Below are 16,096 nucleotides of genomic sequence, written 5' to 3' on the forward strand. Positions count from 1 at the left end.
AGAAGTTAAGACTTGAGAGGAGACTAGAGGGACATGTCAGAAGAACTTCACCGTATTCTCGTTGTTGATGATGAAGAGCGTATCCGCAGATTGCTCAAGATGTATCTGGAGAAGGAAGGGTATATCATTGAAGAAGCGGAAGACGGCGAGTCTGCGCTGCGCCTTGCGACTGCGAATGACTTTGACCTGATTCTGCTCGATGTGATGCTGCCAGGCATGGACGGCATTGAAGTGTGCTCCAGACTCCGCCAGATCAAAGCTACGCCGGTCATTATGCTGACGGCGAAGGGCGAGGAGATGAACCGTGTTCAAGGCTTTGAGGTCGGCGCCGACGATTATGTCGTGAAGCCGTTCAGCCCGCGCGAAGTGATCTATCGGGTAAAAGCAATCCTGCGCCGCTCCTCGGCAACGGCGTTCCTGACGAAGGAAGCGATCACGAGCAACAACATCGTATTCCCGCATCTCATTATTGAGCATGATGCACATCGGGTAATGGCAGGCGGCCAGGAAGTAAGCCTGACGCCGAAAGAATATGAATTGCTTCATTATCTTGCGATTTCGCCGGACAAGGTGTTCTCGCGTGAAGAACTGTTGAAAGACGTCTGGAACTATGAATTCTTCGGTGATCTTCGTACTGTCGATACGCATGTGAAGCGTCTGCGTGAGAAGCTGAACAAGGTTTCTCCGGAAGCGGCGATGATGATTACGACGGTTTGGGGCGTAGGCTATAAGCTTGAGGTGCCGAAGTAAGTGAAGATTTGGCGTAGTGTTGTCGGCAAGCTATGGATTACGATTATTGCGCTTGTCGCAGTCGTGCTGCTCATTCTGGGGATGTTCCTGCTGCAATATATCGATCTGGCGTTCAAGAAGAACTCGCATGATGTGAAGATGCTGTTCGTGTATACGTCGATTATCGGATTTCTGTTATCTACGTTCTTCGCGTTCTTCCTATCGACGAAGATTACGCAGCCGCTCTTGCAAATGAAGAAAGCGGCAGACTTGATCGCTCAGGGCGAATACCGGACAAGAGTTCCGATTCGTTCGACCGATGAGATCGGTGAACTCGCGAACACGTTCAACCACATGGCTTCGGAGCTTGATACGCTCATCCGTGATTTGAATCACGAGAAGGAGCATCTGGCGAGCGTACACCGCAGCATGGCGGACGCCGTCGTCACGTTCGACGCGGAAGGCCAGATCATTCTGGCGAACCCGCACGGACAAGAGCTCATCGAGACGTGGAGCGAGCTGGAGTGGACGGAAGACTACCGTCCGCAGACACAGGTGCCTGGGCCGCTCTTCGAGCTATTCCGCAAAGTGCTGCGGGAAGGCCGGGACTTAACGGACAAGGTCCATGTGCAGAGCGGCGTGTGGTCGGTTGTAATGGCGCCGCTCAAGTCGAATGATACCGTCCGCGGGGCTGTTGCTGTTATGCGGAACGTAACAGAAGAATCGAAACTGGAGAAGCTGCGCCGCGACTTCGTGGCGAACGTCTCGCACGAGATTCGGACGCCGCTCTCGATGCTGCAAGGCTACAGCGAGGCGCTCATTGATGATATCGCAGCTTCGCCGGAAGAGCGCAAGGAGCTCGCGCAGGTCATCTACGAAGAGTCGCTTCGTATGGGACGGCTCGTGAAGGACTTGCTCGATCTTGCCAGGATGGAAGCCGGCCATATCGAGATGAAGCTGGTATCGACCGACCTGTCGGTGCTTCTGCGGCGTGTCCACCGTAAGTTCCAGGTGCTTGCCAAAGAGCAGGAGATTCAGCTGAAGCTTGAGCTGCCGGACGCCCCTCTCGTCATCGCTCAGGCGGATGAAGACCGGCTGGAACAAGTGCTTACGAATTTGCTCGACAATGCGATCCGGCATACGCCGAAGAACGCTGAAATCGAGATGAGTACCAAGCAGGTCACGGTGGACAGTAAGCCGTTTGTCGAGCTGAAGGTGAAGGACCAAGGGGAAGGCATTCCGAATGAGGACTTGCCGTTTATCTTCGAAAGGTTCTACAAAGCAGACAAAGCGCGTACGCGCGGCGCAGGCGGTACAGGACTTGGGCTCGCGATCGTGAGGAACATCATCGAGTCGCACAGAGGTACGATCAAGGCGGAGAGTGTGCTCGGATCCGGCACGACGTTTACGATTCGACTGCCAGTTCAGTAGATTAGCAGTATAGTGAGCGAGTAAGCCGCCCCATTGTGGGCGGCTTTTTAATTTGTTCAAAAAGTCGGTTCTTGTTGAAGGAAGTAGTTAAATCTTGTTGGTCGTGAAACATTTTCATGGGTAGTCGCCCGTTCACGCCAATTAAAAAGCGCCGCCCATCCGAAGAAGGGCGGCGCTGCTTATTTTTACAAAAGGTTAATTTCTTTCGCTTTGTTCAGATCTGGCAGCTTAACCAGTTCGGCAATAACTTCCTTCGAAGCGCCTTTGTCGACTGTCAGCACCATGATTGCGGCGCCGCCGACAAGCTCACGTCCTACTTGCATCGTTGCAATGTTGACGTTGTTGTTGCCAAGCAGTGTACCAACGTTACCGATGATACCCGGCTTATCGTTATGCGAGATCAGAATCAGGTTGCCTTCTGGCGCAACATCGACTGGGAAGCGGTCGATTTGAACGATACGCGGGCCATAGCCTGTCAGCATCGTGCCCGTTACTTGGCGAGTTGCAGTCTTGGATTTCAGCACAACCGTCAGGGAGTTCGTGAAGTCACGCGCTACATGCGACTTTTGAACAACGACATTGACGTGGCGCTCTTTCGCAAGATGCATCGAGTTCACGACATTGACCTGGTCTTTGCCAAGGTGGTGGGAAAGCACGCCGCGCACAACATAACGAGTCAGCGGCTGTGTGTCAACTTCAGCAAGATCGCCTGCATAGCTGACCGTAATTTCTTCGACTGCGCCTTCAATCAATTGGGAGACGAAGCTTCCGAGCTTCTCGCCAAGACCGAAGTAAGGCTGCAGCTTGTTCAGAACGTCCGCCGGGATAGGCGGCATGTTCACGGCATTCATGAACGGCTGCTCGCGCAGAATGTTAAGTACTTGCTCGGATACGTCAATCGCAACGTTCTCTTGCGCTTCAACAGTGGATGCGCCAAGATGCGGAGTGACGATGATCTTCGGATGTTTCAGGAACGGGTGATCTGCTGCCGGCGGTTCAATTTCAAATACGTCGAACGCTGCGCCTGCAACGATGCCTTGATCCACGGCTTCAACGAGTGCATGCTCATCAATGATGCCGCCGCGTGCGCAGTTCACGATGCGCATGCCTTTCTTCATCACTTCGAATTGAGGGCGGGAGATCATGTGACGAGTTTCCGGTGTGAGCGGCGTATGAACCGTCATAAAGTCTGCATTACGAACGATATCATCTACGCTGGAGAGGCGAATGCCCATCTTCTCAGCACGCTCTTCGGTCAAGAATGGGTCATAGCCCATAATTTCCATCCCGAACGCTTTCGCACGTTTAGCTACCTCGCTGCCGATCCGGCCCATACCGAGAACGCCGAGCGTTTTGCCGCGAAGCTCTACGCCTACGAACGATTTGCGGTCCCACTCGCCGCCTACTGTTTTGTGATAAGCTTGCGGGATGTGGCGGGCTACCGACATCATCATTGCGAATGTGTGCTCACAAGTGGTGATCGTGTTGCCGTCAGGAGCGTTGATAACGATAATTCCGCGTTGTGTTGCTGCTTCCAAATCGATGTTGTCAACGCCTACGCCTGCACGACCGATGACTTTGAGCGCTTTGCCGGCTTCCATAATACGAGCAGTTACTCGTGTCTGGCTGCGTACGAGCAATGCATCGTATTGACCGATAATTGCTACGAGCTCATCTTCATTTAATCCAGGTTTCTTGTCAACAATGACATCATCTGCATCCATAAGCTTCTGAATGCCTAAATCGCTGATTGGATCTGATACCAATACTTTAAACATGTTGGATTTGCCTCCTAAAGCGTTTGTATGATGGATGTATAGTGGAAGTGAAAGACCCTCTTCCTAAAAGCCATTGCACAGCGCAGCAGCTTAGGTGAGGGTCAATTCACACGATCACACGTCAAGCTTTTGTTGTACCGGATTAATGGTGAAGCCCCTGTTGCATAATTGTTACTATTTTATAGCAAGAGGAACTATAAAAGCAATGACTAAAACTTGCTCAATTGTGAAAATTTCGTTATGATCTTGCCATGCAAAGGAGGGGTTACCGTGGAGCAATGGAACAATATGAGACCAGAAACATTCCTGCAGCTGGTGAAAACTGGAGAGCTGTCGGTTGATCAGATTATTGATGTGCGGGAGCAGGAAGAGTGGAATTATTATCATTTGGATCGTAGTACGCTGATGCCGTTGTCATCGTTCGAAGAGAGCTTCGAGAGCATTACTAAGGAGAAGCCTGTCTATATTGTATGTGCACATGGCGTACGAAGCGCTGCGGTTTGCCGATACTTAAGCGAAAGAGGATACGGCAACCTCACCAATGTAGTTGGCGGTATGGCTGCAGTATCCTCTCTGGAAGGCTTTCAATACGACTAGGTTATTATTTCTCTGGGAAGAAGAACGGCAGCTGTGGAAGCAACTGCTTGGTGTACAGCTCAGCTTTGCTATCGGCAAAGTCGCCCTGACGAACTGCATCTGTACGGATCAGCAGGTCAACGACCGACGTGACCGTTCCCTTATTCATATTAGCAGCTTGGCCCGAGCCGATGAATTGATCGACGCGTGCAGTGAGATCTTGCGGATAGAACGGCGCAAGCAGCTTACGCGTGGTCAGTTCGTCGGCCATTAATTTGTTCTTAATCGTCAATGGCAGAGCGTTCCACGACTTGATGCTGAGTGAAGCGTTGGAGCTGTAAGTGCTTGGGATGTTCGGGTTTACCGAGGCGCCCCACTTCTGCATCGAGGTGTAGTACGCTTGTTGGCCGCTTAGTGCAAATTTGACGCCATCTACATAATACGCATCTTTCTGCAATGATTTAATAAGTGCTCCTGCTTCCATATCTTTGGAGGAGCCGGCCGCACGTTTGGCGTTCTCGCTGAACAGCTTGAGGCTCTTCAAGAAATCAAGCTGCGCGGATTGAAGTAGCGGTGAGCTGTTCGGAACGGCTGCTTGCTCAGCCTCCGCGTATTTCTGGCTGGCAATGCTTGCGAGCTCCTTTAGAGCAGAGCTGACATCGCTGATCTGCGATGTAGACAGCTTATGAATCGTGTCGAACCATTCGGTTTGAAATTCACGATATGGTAAAAATACAGTATGATAGAAGGATACGAGGTCTTGCTGCTGATAGCTGCCGATTTTGGTGGTTTTGCCGGACAAGCTCTTCGTGTTCTCAACGAATTTCGCTTCAGTCTTGTCTGATCCAACCTGTACGCCGTAGAAGAAGGCGCCGACCGCGACAATGAGCATGAATAGGAACCCGAGGCTAAAGAGCATTTCAGTACGTGTAAGTCGTTTCTCCATTATGAATCCCCTTTGTCCTAGTATTAGATATGTATGTATAATGAGGTTGATAGACTTCTTGAATTATCATTTTTTCGGCATGTGCCGATATCCTAAACTAGTATAGGATAAAAGATTTGAAAATGAAATATCAACCTATTCTGCCAGGAGCTGAACATGAAAAAATTCGACATTCGAAATATAAAGCTGAAAACAATAAGCGTCGACCAACTGGATGATCGAATGCTGCTTATCAATTTATACGCCACACAGGCAATTACTTTAGTTATCGGTTTTGTATGGTTATTATTTCAGCACCGCAACCCATTCTTTTTATTCTCGGCGGCGAATAGTCTGGACTACCTGTACTGGGGCGTTGGTTTAGCTGCTGCGGCCATCGCGGCCGACTTGCTTGCGGCGAGGTTCATACCTGATGAAGCGAACGATGATGGCGGCGTGAACGAGCGCATATTTGGCAATCGTCCGATATGGCACATCGTGCTGTTGTCGCTGATTGTAGCCATATGCGAGGAGACGCTGTTTCGGGGGGCGGTGCAGTATCATATCGGCCCTTATTGGACGAGTATTATTTTCGCGACGATTCATGTCCGTTATCTTCGACACTGGATTCCAACAGGACTCGTATTCGGAATCAGCTATGCGCTCGGTTGGATCTATATCAAGACCGGTACCTTATGGGCACCTATAACAGCACATTTCTTGATTGATTTGATAATGGGTCTAGTTATACGTTTTCGGAGGGAAGAATGAGCAGAGTAGAGAAATTTGGCAGAAGAAATGCTGTTCCGGAAACAGCAAGAACCAAGGAAAAGAAAGGAAGGAAGTCTTTCCAAGCGGATTCAGAGAATGAGAAGCTTCCTTCGCGCAGAGATATTCATCCGTCGAATAAGCAGCAGATGACGAAGTGGTTCTTCCGTATATTGATATTCTTGTTTCTATTGTTAATGGTCGGACTGCTCATGTGGGGCAGGCAATACTCCTAATTATTCTCTATTTAAAAGGAAGGTGTGCTGACGATTGTGTTGATCATGCTCGCAGCTGCAGCTGTAATCGTACTCCTGCTAATAGTCGTCTTATTCGTCTTCCTGTCCTATCAATATCGATTGGACGAGCAGACCGCTCAGCTAGAGCGGCTGCCTGCTTCGTTCGATGGAACGAATTTCGTATTTATATCGGATATTCATCGCCGTGTAATCCCTGAGCACCTGATAGAGAAATGTATCGCTGCCGGCGGAGCAGATTTGGTGCTTATTGGCGGCGATCTCAGAGAGCGGAATGTGCCGATGGCGCGCATTCGCAGCAATATTCAAAAGTTGACGCGCATTGCACCGGTTTATCTCGTGTATGGTAATCATGACTACGATGATGATATGAGAGAGTTGGAAGTGATGCTAGCTGAGGAGCGCGTCAGGCTGCTCGTGAACGAATCGGTCGTGCTTGAGCAGCGAGATGGCAGCCGAATTCGGCTCACAGGCGTTGATGATCCGCGTACGAAGCGAGATCGGCTGTCGCTTGCGTTAAGCGAGCCGGAGGATGGCAACGAGCTGTGCACGATTGTGCTGGCGCATGCACCGATCTTGGCAACGAGGCTGCCGGACGATGCGGCGATCGATTTGATCTTGGCGGGGCATACGCATGGCGGGCAAATCGCGCTGCCGTTCATGGGCCCTGTCCTGCGGAGGGAAACAGACTCGCCGTGGTTGCGAGGCTGGTTTCAATTCGCAAGAAAACAAACAACCGGGCCAAGGTTGACCCGGTTGTTCGTAAGCTGCGGATTCGGCACGTCTGGATTGCCGATCCGGTTTATGACACCGCCTGAGCTGCACCGCATTACTTTGCGGCGGTCTGGTCAGTAGAAGTCTGGTCGGTAGCGGTCGCGGCAGCTGTAGTAGGCGCATCAAGTCCGAGGTCGATCGTATCCGGATCGATGAAGCCATAGCCCTTCTCTTCCAGCTTCGTAAGCAGCTTATCGAGTGCTTCCGTAGTCCAAGGCAGCTCATGCATGAGAATGTTAACGCCTGGATGAAGCTGGTCGAGTACGTTCGCAATCACTTTGTCCGGCTTATCCTTCGTGCTGGCATCCCAGTCAAGCGAGCCATCTGACCAAGTCATATATAACATGCCATGACCACGGACGACGCTCTTGACGAAGTCATTGCCGTTTCCGAACGGCGGGCGGAAGAAGACAGGCTCCTTACCGGTGACGTTCTTCACAATTTGCTGCACATCGCCGACTTGCTTCTTCACAGAAGCTTCGGATTCTTTCTTCAAGTCAATATGATCCCAGGAATGGTTGCCGATCGTCTGCCCGCGATCGGCTATTTTTTTGAGCAATTCCGGATGTGCTTTCACCCGGTAGCCGTTTACGAAGAAGATCGCCTTCGCTTTATGCTTATCTAAAGTGTCAAGCAACGCAGTGACCGTCTTATCCGCCTTGGGACCATCATCGAAAGTGAGCAGCACGACTTTGTTGCTTGTTGTTGCATTATCGATCGGGACGAAGCTGTATACCTTATTCATCTTGTACAGCTTCTTCGGTGCCTCTGTTGCTGGCGGAGTATCGGCTTGGTTCGAATTCGCCGGAGTTGTTGCCTCACCATTATTCGAAGTCCCTGAGTTGCTTCCTTCATTTGTCGAAGTGCCTTGATTCGTACTAGTATTTCCTGTGCCTGTGTTCGTTTCTGTATTTGTTCCTGTGCTCGTCCCTGTGTCCGCTTCTGAATTCGTCCCAGTGCCTGCATTTGTACTCGCGTCTGCAGTCGTATTCGCGTTCGTTGTAGTCGTCTGATCATTAACGGCTGTCTTCGTGTCGTTGTTATTGCCCGTGGAACCGCAGCCAGTCAAGGCGAGCAGCACGGTCAGCGTAATCAAGCTAATCTGGTATGCACGTCGTTTCGGCATGTATGTAACCCCCTGTTGCCATGTCTGCATTCGCTTTCAAACAATGCCCTCATTGTATCATATTTCGATTTTGCGGCGAACTTTACTACTTCCTTTATTTGTGATGGCATGAACCCTTTCGGCAGGGGCAAGATATACGCGAGCCTTAAAGCAGCACAGCATAAGGAGGTTAGACGAGTGAGATTAACCGGTTTTCTTATTGGAGGTCTTGCTGGTATGGTCGCAGCGGCTTATGTGGCGAGGAAGCGTCCAGGGATGTTTGCATGGGCGAGCAGCGCTGCAGGTTCAGCGATTAGCGGCATGTCGCGTGGAATGACGCGCAAGGCGATGGGAGCAATGATGAGCCGCAAGCTCGCGCACGCGAGCGAGAGCATGCATGAAGTGTCACATGCTGCCCCAAAGTCTACAGGCGCCTCCGCAGGCGGCGGTTCTGGTAATGCATGGGGCCAGATTGAAATGCTGCTGAACGCTGATCCGAGCGTCAAAGCTCAGGTCGATGAAATTAAAGCGGATGCGAAGCCTCATTAAAAAATAATTGCATTTTTTGCTGATGAAAGAGAATCGTTTTGCCCCTCAATTGCGTATAAACAATTGACGAGGCAGCGATTCTTTTTTTGTGTCCTCAAGTAGCATTCCACCCACAGACATGCTAACATAGTTACATAGCACAATTTTATCACCAAACAGCTGCTGCTTCATACGCTGTGTATAACAGATACGCGTTCGCGTTCAATGTGCTTTCGAAGACAGTTTTTGCTCCGAGAACGAAGCAGATGCTTTTCGAAAAGGAGGATCCTATCATGAAAATCGAACGGCTCAATCAAGACAAAATACGAATATTCCTGACGTTCGACGACTTGCTGGAGCGGGGGATCCAGAAGGAAGACATGTGGCGCGAAATTCCGAAGGTACACGAGCTATTCAGTGAAATGATGGATCAAGCCTATAGTGAGCTCGGTTTCGATGCCAGCGGCCCACTCGCTGTTGAAGTGTTCGCACTGCCTGCTCAAGGAATGGTCGTCATCGTGACACGTGGCAAAGTGAACGGTAAGAACGAGGATCACATCCAGGAAGATGAGAACGATGAAGACGTATACGAGATGGAAGTGACGCTTGAGCAAAGCGACATCGTTCTTTACGCGTTTCGAGACATCGAGGATGTCATCTCCGTCTGCAAGCAGCTGAAGGCTGCAGAGCTGATCGAAGATGGACGTCTATACGCCTACAACGGTAAATATATGCTTGCCTTTGAGCCGGTTGGAATTGAGCTGCCGCGCTATCATGCCATTATCGCTCTGCTAGCCGAGTACGGGGAGGCAACGTCGATCACGACCGCGGTTCTTGACGAATACGGTAAAGTGATCGTGCCTGCCAAAGCCGTTCTCGAAATTTGCACTCATTTCTAACAAATAAGGCCATGCTTATGAAAGCATCAGAAATGCGGTTTCTCCGTAGGTCTGATGCTTTTGTTTGTTATGCCTTCTTTTATCGTCCCTAGAAGTCCGCCTGAATCACCGCATAGCCTGACCTTTTACCGCTCATATTACAAAGGAAAAGGTGGTGAACATTCCTGTGAATGGAATGGAGAACAGTAATGTATTAACCTCGACGCAAACGGTCATCGAAGAGGCGCTTCGCAAGCTTGGATATGGCGATGATATGATTGCATTGTTGAAAGAGCCGATGCGCATGATGACAGTCCGGATTCCTGTGCGGATGGACGATGGCAAGACGCGCGTATTCGTTGGCTACCGGGCGCAGCATAATGATTCAGTGGGACCGACTAAAGGCGGTGTCCGGTTTCACCCGGATGTCGATGAGATAGAAGTAAAAGCGCTGTCGATCTGGATGAGCATCAAGTGCGGCATTGCCGATCTGCCATACGGCGGCGGCAAAGGCGGCATTATCTGTGATCCGCGCAAAATGTCATTCCGGGAGCTTGAGCGGCTCAGCCGCGGCTATGTTCGGGCGATCAGCCAAATCGTAGGGCCGACGAAGGACATTCCAGCGCCGGACGTCATGACGAACTCGCAAATTATGGCGTGGATGATGGATGAGTACAGCCGGATCCGCGAGTTTGATTCGCCTGGGTTCATTACCGGCAAGCCGCTCGTGCTTGGCGGTTCTTTGGGGCGCGAGAGCGCAACAGCAAGAGGCGTCGCGATCATGATCGACGAAGCGATGGCGAAGAAGAGCATTCCGCTCCCTGGCTCGCGGATAGTCATTCAAGGCTTCGGCAACGCCGGCAGTTACCTGGCGAAATTCATGCATGATGCCGGTGCCAAGGTTATAGGTATTTCCGATGTGAACGGCGCGTTGTATAATGAGCAAGGACTCGATATCGAAGACTTGATGGACCGCCGAGATTCATTCGGGACCGTCACGAACCTGTTCAAGAATACGATCTCCAATGATGAGCTGCTGACGCTGGATTGCGACGTGCTCGTGCCGGCTGCGATCGAGAACCAAATAACGGCAGACAACGCAGACCGAATTCGTGCTAAAATCATAGTCGAGGCTGCGAATGGCCCAACGACGCTGGAAGCGACACGTACGGTGACGGAACGGGGCATTCTGCTCGTGCCGGATGTGCTTGCAAGTGCTGGCGGTGTTATAGTATCGTACTTTGAATGGGTACAAAACAATCAAGGCTACTATTGGTCTGAGGCTGAAGTGGATGCCAAGCTGCGCGACATGATGATCCGGGGCTTTAATAGTGTATATGAGCTGCATAAGCTCAAGAAAGTGGATATGCGGCTTGCCGCCTACATGGTAGGCGTGCGCAAAATGGCGGAGGCCGTCCGGCTGCGCGGCTGGGTATAAGTCTTACCGACGCCGCGCTGCTTTGCTCTTCATGGGCAGGATGCAAATCGCGCAGGAAAGTTTTAACGTCGGAAGGTGACTCTATCTATGCTGCTTTTTTCAATCTTAACAGCCGCGGTTGCTCCGGGCATCTCGCTGCTTACGTATTTTTACTTGAAGGACCGGTATGATGCCGAGCCGATTCATATGGTGGTGCGGGTGTTTCTGCTCGGCGTGCTCATCGTTCTGCCGATTATGGTGTTGCAGCGAGGACTCGTGCTGTGGCTGGGCGATAGTCCGATTCTGTTCTCGTTCGGGATTTCGGCAGGTGTCGAAGAAGTGATCAAGTGGTTCGTGCTGTACCATATCATCTTTAATCATACCGAATTCGATGAGCCTTACGACGGTATCGTCTATGCCGTAGCGATCTCGCTTGGCTTCGCGACTGTAGAGAATGTGCTCTACGCGGTGTTCCAGCCAGCTACGGTTGGCTCGCTGACCATACGTGCGCTGCTTCCGGTATCGGGGCATGCTCTATTCGGCGTAACGATGGGCTTCTATCTGGGCAAAGCGAGGTTTGCGACCGATAAGCTGAAGGTCATGCAATTTCTAGCGCTTGCGGCCGTTGTTCCGCTCTTGGAGCACGGCATCTATGACTGGATTATGGGTTCCGGCACGACTTATTGGGTATGGTTCATCGTTCCGCTCATGGTTTATCTATGGATCAAAGGCGTACGCAAGATGAAATTAGCTAATGCTGGCTCGCCGTTTCGGGTGCTTGGGCACGAGGAAGAGATTAAGCTTTAGGATTTCCGTCCATAATAAGGAAAAAAAGTGCCTTAGGAGGAATCCATGATTTCGGCTCGTGTAAAAGTGGCGATTCGGTGCAATATGTGCGGGGAGAAGTTTGTACTTCGCGGCCGCAGAGAGAAAGACAAGATCGACACCGGCTTCAAGCAGTGCTTGTGCAACAATATCCATGATTTTGACGTGGAAGAGATTGCGCTGTAGCAGGCTGGAATCGGCAAACAGGATATGTTATACAAAAATGCATAAAGCTCCTTTCGGCGAACCAAACTAACACCAGGTTTTGCATACGAAAGGAGCTTTTGCCATATGTATCGTCGATTGAGCGCTATACTTTTTCCGGTGATGACGCTGTTCTTCATCGGCTCGATCTATTGGGGCTATCAAGAGCACCAGGAGAAAAACTCCATTCTTATTAAGGCTGAGAATCAGTACCAGCGGGCCTTTCATGATCTGTCGTATCATATGGATCAGCTGCATCGGGAGCTCGGCAATACGCTGGCGGTTAACAGCACCTCGCAAGCTTTCCATCGGAAAGGGCTTGTGAATGTGTGGCGGCTGACGAGCGAGGCGCAGAATGAGATCAACCAGCTGCCGCTGACGCTGCTGCCATTCAGCCAGACAGAGGAGTTCTTGTCCAAGATCGCCAACTTCTCGTATAAAACGTCGGTTCGGGATTTGAGCAAGAAGCCACTTAGTCCGGCGGAGTTTAAGACATTGAAGTCGTTATACCAAGATTCGGATGACATTTCCAAATCGCTTTACGGCGTACAGGATAAAGTTATCGCGAACAATTTACGCTGGATGGACGTTGAAGCAGCGCTCGCTACGGAGAAATCGACACTTGATAATACGATCATCGACGGCTTCAAAACCGTGGATAAGAAAGTGAGCGAATATCCGGAAATCAACTGGGGTCCTTCGGTTGCCAGCATGTACGAGAAACGTACAGTTAAAATGCTTGCCGGCAAGAAAAGCACACCGGACGATATTAAGCGGCTTGCCGCCAAGTTTCTGAAGCTTAACGATACGAAGGGCATTCGCGTTGTTGAGAACGGGAAAGGGACGGAATACGAGTCTTATTCCGCTACATACCAAGAGAACGGTGCTGACAATCCGATTGAGCTGGATTACACCAAGCGCGGCGCGCAGCTGATCTGGTACCAAAATCCGCGCACCGTTGGAAAAGCGATCCTTTCCGTGGATACTGCGAAGCAGAAGGCTGCGGATTTCCTGGCGCGACACGGCTATCCGGGTATGAAAGCCATCACGTATAACAAAGACGATTCCACAGCTGTGTTCACCTATATCACGAACCAGAACGGTGTGCTCATCTATCCAGAGAAACTGACGGTCAAAATTGCGCTCGACAACGGCGAACCTGTCAGCCTGCAGGCTGCGGACTACGTCTATGAGCATCATAAACGCAATTTGCCGAAGCCGAAGCTGATGAGCGCAGATGCTCGTGCTGCGCTCAATCCGGACTTCAAAGTGAAGAAGGAGCAAATGTCCCTGATTAAGAACGACATGGGCGAAGAAGTGCTTTGTTATGAGTTTATAGGCAGCATTAACGGCGGATTGTACAAAATCTACGTCAATGCAGAGTCCGGCGTCGAGGAATCGATCGAGCAAATGCCAGCGTAATGAACAATGAACTAGGACGCTCGTCCCATGCGGATGCGCGTCCTTTGTTTATTTTCGGGCCCCTCCCCAAATATTCGACAGCCTATGCTATAATCGAACCAGGAGGGGGGGAAGCCTGGATGCTGCCGAAAATAAACCAATTTCTATTTTTGCATGTCGCTTCTTCCGATGAAGAGGAAGCAGCCGTTGAATATAAGTCCAGAATTGCCGATATTGACGGTGAAGAGCTGCATATAGAAGTTCCTATCTTAGAGAAAACAGGACGTTTAAAACGATTATTCCTTGGGGATGAAATCTCCGCCTACTTCGTTACGGAGGAAGGCGTAAAGAACTATTTTAATAGCCACGTATTAGGCTTTAAGGAAGATGGCGTCAGGCTTGTTCGCATTCGGAAGCCGGAGCCGGATTCTATAACGAAGGTACAGCGCCGCAATTTCTTGCGCGTAGCAGCTGATCTGGAAATCGCCATCAAGATGGCGAACCAAATCCGCATTCTCGGCATGACTGACGATGTTGGCGGCGGCGGAATATCGTTCTTGATCGATGGCAAATGGCCAATCAAGCAAGGGACCGAGCTTGATTGCTGGCTGCTTGTTCCTTACCGGAACGGTTCGATTGACCATTCGCAATTCAAAGCGGAGGTTGTTCGCGTAAAGCCGCTTGAGAGCGGCAGGAATCAGGTGATGGCGAAGTTCTCGCAGATCAATGACAGTGAGAGACAGCGTATCATTCGTTATTGCTTTGAGCGCCAGCTTGACTTCCGCAAACGATAAGACCGAATACATATAATGTGCACCACCAGAGTGCATAAGGATTGCCACCTGTGGAAAAGCTAGCCTTAATCTCGAGAAGATGTGCTGCAGAAGCAGGGGGCTTGTCCATCCATGTTCGACCGTTCACAGAAGCATTACGAAACCGTCACGGATCAAGTGACGAGAATACTTAAAATGATTATTATTGTGCTGCTTGCCGCAATCCTTCTAAGCCAGCTCGCACTGCAAATTCCAGCGGTCCGATTATGGGTAACGGGCGTCGATAAGCTGGAAGGAACTCCCTTCTAGCAAGCGCTCTCGTTCTTTGCACTTGGGTTTGCGCTGTGGTATAATTTTCACTATCGCAGGCAGAGCCTGCTTTTTTAATGGCGATTAGCGCAAGGTAGCAGTCAAGGAGGCAACAAAAGTTGGGCATGGATGGGGGAAACATGAGCAGCCGCATTAATGTGGCGATCGACGGGCCTGCAGGCGCAGGGAAGAGCACCGTCGCCCGCAAAGTCGCGCAGCAATTAGGATACGTCTACATAGATACAGGCGCGATGTACCGGGCAGTCGCTTTTGCAGCGAACCGGGCAGGCATTCCGGCTAGCGGCGCAGCAAGGTTGGCCGAGCTCATGAAGACAATTGAGATTGCACTCGAACCAGGTCCAGACGGACAGCTTGTCCGCTTGAATGGCGAGGATATTACGACGGGAATCAGATCTCGCGAAGTGACCTTACAGGTATCCGAGATTGCTTCGCACGAAGCGGTTCGCGTCAAACTCGTCGAGATGCAGCGGCAGCTTGCTGCGATGAAAGGCATCGTCATGGACGGCCGAGATATCGGAACGACTGTATTGCCGAACGCCGAAGTAAAAGTGTTTCTGATCGCCAGCGTTCAAGTTAGAGCGCTTCGCCGTTTCCAAGAGTTAAGCGGCATCGAAGCAGTACCGATCGAGCAGCTGGAGAAGGAGATTGCCGAGCGTGACCGGAGCGATGAGAGCAGAGAGATTTCTCCGCTTACGCGAGCGCAGGATGCTGTAGTTGTGGATAGTACAGAGCTGTCGATCGACCAAGTCGTCGCAGTTATTCTGGACTTATGCCGAACCAAAACGGTGGAGGCGAAGTAAACTATGATATACAACATCTGCCGAGGCTTGCTGCGAATCATTTACGCCGTCTGTTTCAGATTTGAAGCGACGGGATTGGAGAACATACCGGCCGATGGGCCAGTCGTTCTTTGTTCCAATCATATCAGTCTGCTTGATCCGCCGACAGTCGGCACGAAGGTGAACCGCAAAGTCCATTACATGGCCAAAGCGGAGCTCTTCGATGTTCCGTTATTCGGCAAGTTCATTCGAACACTTGGCGCATTTCCGGTAAAACGGGGCGGGGTCAGCAAGGATGCCATCCGAACAGCAATTAACTTGCTGAAGGAAGGCAACGTGATGGGGATTTTCCCCGAAGGAACGAGAAGCTCAGGTGACAACAGCGCAGGCAAGAAGGGTGCAGCGATGATCGCGCTGCGCAGCGGTGCAGTCGTTATCCCTGTAGCGATACTCGGCCGCTATCGTTTGTTCCGCAAGATGCGCATCAAGTATGGCAAGCCTATTGATATGACGGCCTTTATACAAGATTCTTCATCTGATGTACTTGAGAAAGTAACCGACACCATTATGGCGCGAATCCGCGCGATGGTGAAAGAAGGGTAATTGGCATAAAACGATTCG

19 protein-coding genes are annotated in these 16,096 nt (G+C 50.8%); 16 read left to right on the top strand and 3 right to left on the bottom strand.

Going from position 1 to position 16,096, the window contains the following annotated elements; all coding sequences use genetic code 11:
- Positions 1 to 33: 33 nt before the first annotated feature.
- Positions 34 to 750, top strand: a complete 717-nt coding sequence (locus A8990_RS00125) for a response regulator transcription factor (RefSeq protein WP_116186988.1) — start codon at positions 34 to 36, stop codon at positions 748 to 750.
- The gene (locus A8990_RS00130) at positions 751 to 2,160 is read left to right on the top strand and encodes a HAMP domain-containing sensor histidine kinase (RefSeq protein WP_116186989.1); all 1,410 of its coding nucleotides are present in this window, start codon (positions 751 to 753) and stop codon (positions 2,158 to 2,160) included.
- Positions 2,161 to 2,345: 185 nt separating this feature from the next.
- Here the strand turns inward: A8990_RS00130 and serA are convergent, their stop codons facing one another.
- Positions 2,346 to 3,938, bottom strand: coding sequence for a phosphoglycerate dehydrogenase (gene serA, locus A8990_RS00135; protein ID WP_116186990.1), 1,593 nt, complete (start codon positions 3,936 to 3,938; stop codon positions 2,346 to 2,348).
- Between the two features lie 270 nt (positions 3,939 to 4,208).
- Here serA and A8990_RS00140 point away from each other — a divergent pair, with 270 nt between their 5' ends.
- Positions 4,209 to 4,535 (top strand): rhodanese-like domain-containing protein, encoded by a 327-nt coding sequence (locus A8990_RS00140; RefSeq protein ID WP_245995783.1) that lies wholly within the window; start codon positions 4,209 to 4,211, stop codon positions 4,533 to 4,535.
- A 4-nt stretch (positions 4,536 to 4,539) separates the two neighbouring features.
- On the opposite strand, the gene A8990_RS00145 is transcribed toward A8990_RS00140, so the two are convergent.
- Positions 4,540 to 5,460, bottom strand: a complete 921-nt coding sequence (locus A8990_RS00145; protein WP_116186991.1) for a hypothetical protein — start codon at positions 5,458 to 5,460, stop codon at positions 4,540 to 4,542.
- 156 nt (positions 5,461 to 5,616) lie between these two features.
- On the opposite strand from A8990_RS00145, the gene A8990_RS00150 reads away from it, so the two are divergent.
- The 3 genes from A8990_RS00150 to A8990_RS00160 are packed head-to-tail and all read left to right on the top strand — an operon-like array spanning position 5,617 to position 7,316.
- Positions 5,617 to 6,210, top strand: a complete 594-nt coding sequence (locus tag A8990_RS00150; RefSeq protein WP_116186992.1) for a CPBP family intramembrane glutamic endopeptidase — start codon at positions 5,617 to 5,619, stop codon at positions 6,208 to 6,210.
- Positions 6,207 to 6,443 (top strand): hypothetical protein, encoded by a 237-nt coding sequence (locus tag A8990_RS00155; protein WP_116186993.1) that lies wholly within the window; start codon positions 6,207 to 6,209, stop codon positions 6,441 to 6,443. Before A8990_RS00150 ends, A8990_RS00155 begins: the two co-directional genes overlap by 4 nt.
- 24 nt (positions 6,444 to 6,467) lie before the next feature.
- Positions 6,468 to 7,316, top strand: a complete 849-nt coding sequence (locus A8990_RS00160; protein WP_116186994.1) for a metallophosphoesterase — start codon at positions 6,468 to 6,470, stop codon at positions 7,314 to 7,316.
- Here the strand turns inward: A8990_RS00160 and A8990_RS00165 are convergent.
- A complete protein-coding gene (locus tag A8990_RS00165) occupies positions 7,291 to 8,361 on the bottom strand; it encodes a polysaccharide deacetylase family protein (protein WP_116186995.1) in 1,071 nt (356 codons plus the stop codon). The two genes, A8990_RS00160 and A8990_RS00165, sit on opposite strands and share 26 nt — an antisense overlap.
- Before the next feature lie 177 nt (positions 8,362 to 8,538).
- Here A8990_RS00165 and A8990_RS00170 point away from each other — a divergent pair, with 177 nt between their 5' ends.
- The 10 genes from A8990_RS00170 to A8990_RS00205 all read left to right on the top strand — a co-directional run bounded on the left by A8990_RS00170 (position 8,539) and on the right by A8990_RS00205 (position 16,078).
- Positions 8,539 to 8,889 carry a hypothetical protein gene (locus A8990_RS00170; protein ID WP_147306746.1) on the top strand — a complete coding sequence of 117 codons (351 nt, stop codon included), beginning with the start codon at positions 8,539 to 8,541 and terminating at the stop codon, positions 8,887 to 8,889.
- A gap of 272 nt (positions 8,890 to 9,161) precedes the next feature.
- Complete coding sequence (locus tag A8990_RS00175) at positions 9,162 to 9,767, top strand: genetic competence negative regulator (RefSeq protein WP_116186997.1); 606 nt, start codon at positions 9,162 to 9,164, stop codon at positions 9,765 to 9,767.
- A gap of 175 nt (positions 9,768 to 9,942) precedes the next feature.
- Complete coding sequence (locus A8990_RS00180; protein WP_147306754.1) at positions 9,943 to 11,184, top strand: Glu/Leu/Phe/Val family dehydrogenase; 1,242 nt, start codon at positions 9,943 to 9,945, stop codon at positions 11,182 to 11,184.
- An 87-nt stretch (positions 11,185 to 11,271) separates the two neighbouring features.
- Positions 11,272 to 11,970: a glutamic-type intramembrane protease PrsW gene (gene prsW, locus A8990_RS00185; protein ID WP_116186999.1), complete on the top strand. Its 699-nt coding sequence runs from the start codon at positions 11,272 to 11,274 to the stop codon at positions 11,968 to 11,970.
- A 45-nt stretch (positions 11,971 to 12,015) separates the two neighbouring features.
- Positions 12,016 to 12,174: a hypothetical protein gene (locus A8990_RS31330; protein WP_181909333.1), complete on the top strand. Its 159-nt coding sequence runs from the start codon at positions 12,016 to 12,018 to the stop codon at positions 12,172 to 12,174.
- 105 nt (positions 12,175 to 12,279) lie between these two features.
- On the top strand, positions 12,280 to 13,614 hold the full coding sequence (ypeB, locus tag A8990_RS00190; RefSeq protein ID WP_116187000.1) for a germination protein YpeB: 1,335 nt from the start codon (positions 12,280 to 12,282) through the stop codon (positions 13,612 to 13,614).
- A gap of 119 nt (positions 13,615 to 13,733) precedes the next feature.
- Positions 13,734 to 14,387, top strand: a complete 654-nt coding sequence (locus tag A8990_RS00195) for a flagellar brake protein (RefSeq protein WP_116187001.1) — start codon at positions 13,734 to 13,736, stop codon at positions 14,385 to 14,387.
- Positions 14,388 to 14,498: 111 nt separating this feature from the next.
- Entirely contained in the window at positions 14,499 to 14,675 is a 177-nt protein-coding gene (locus tag A8990_RS31335) for a hypothetical protein (protein ID WP_181909334.1), read from the top strand.
- A gap of 125 nt (positions 14,676 to 14,800) precedes the next feature.
- Positions 14,801 to 15,496 carry a (d)CMP kinase gene (cmk, locus tag A8990_RS00200; protein ID WP_116187358.1) on the top strand — a complete coding sequence of 232 codons (696 nt, stop codon included), beginning with the start codon at positions 14,801 to 14,803 and terminating at the stop codon, positions 15,494 to 15,496.
- Between the two features lie 3 nt (positions 15,497 to 15,499).
- Positions 15,500 to 16,078, top strand: a complete 579-nt coding sequence (locus tag A8990_RS00205) for a lysophospholipid acyltransferase family protein (protein ID WP_116187002.1) — start codon at positions 15,500 to 15,502, stop codon at positions 16,076 to 16,078.
- Positions 16,079 to 16,096: the final 18 nt, after the last annotated feature.

Source organism: Paenibacillus taihuensis (genome assembly GCF_003386535.1).
GTDB classification, from domain to species: domain Bacteria; phylum Bacillota; class Bacilli; order Paenibacillales; family Paenibacillaceae; genus Paenibacillus_Z; species Paenibacillus_Z taihuensis.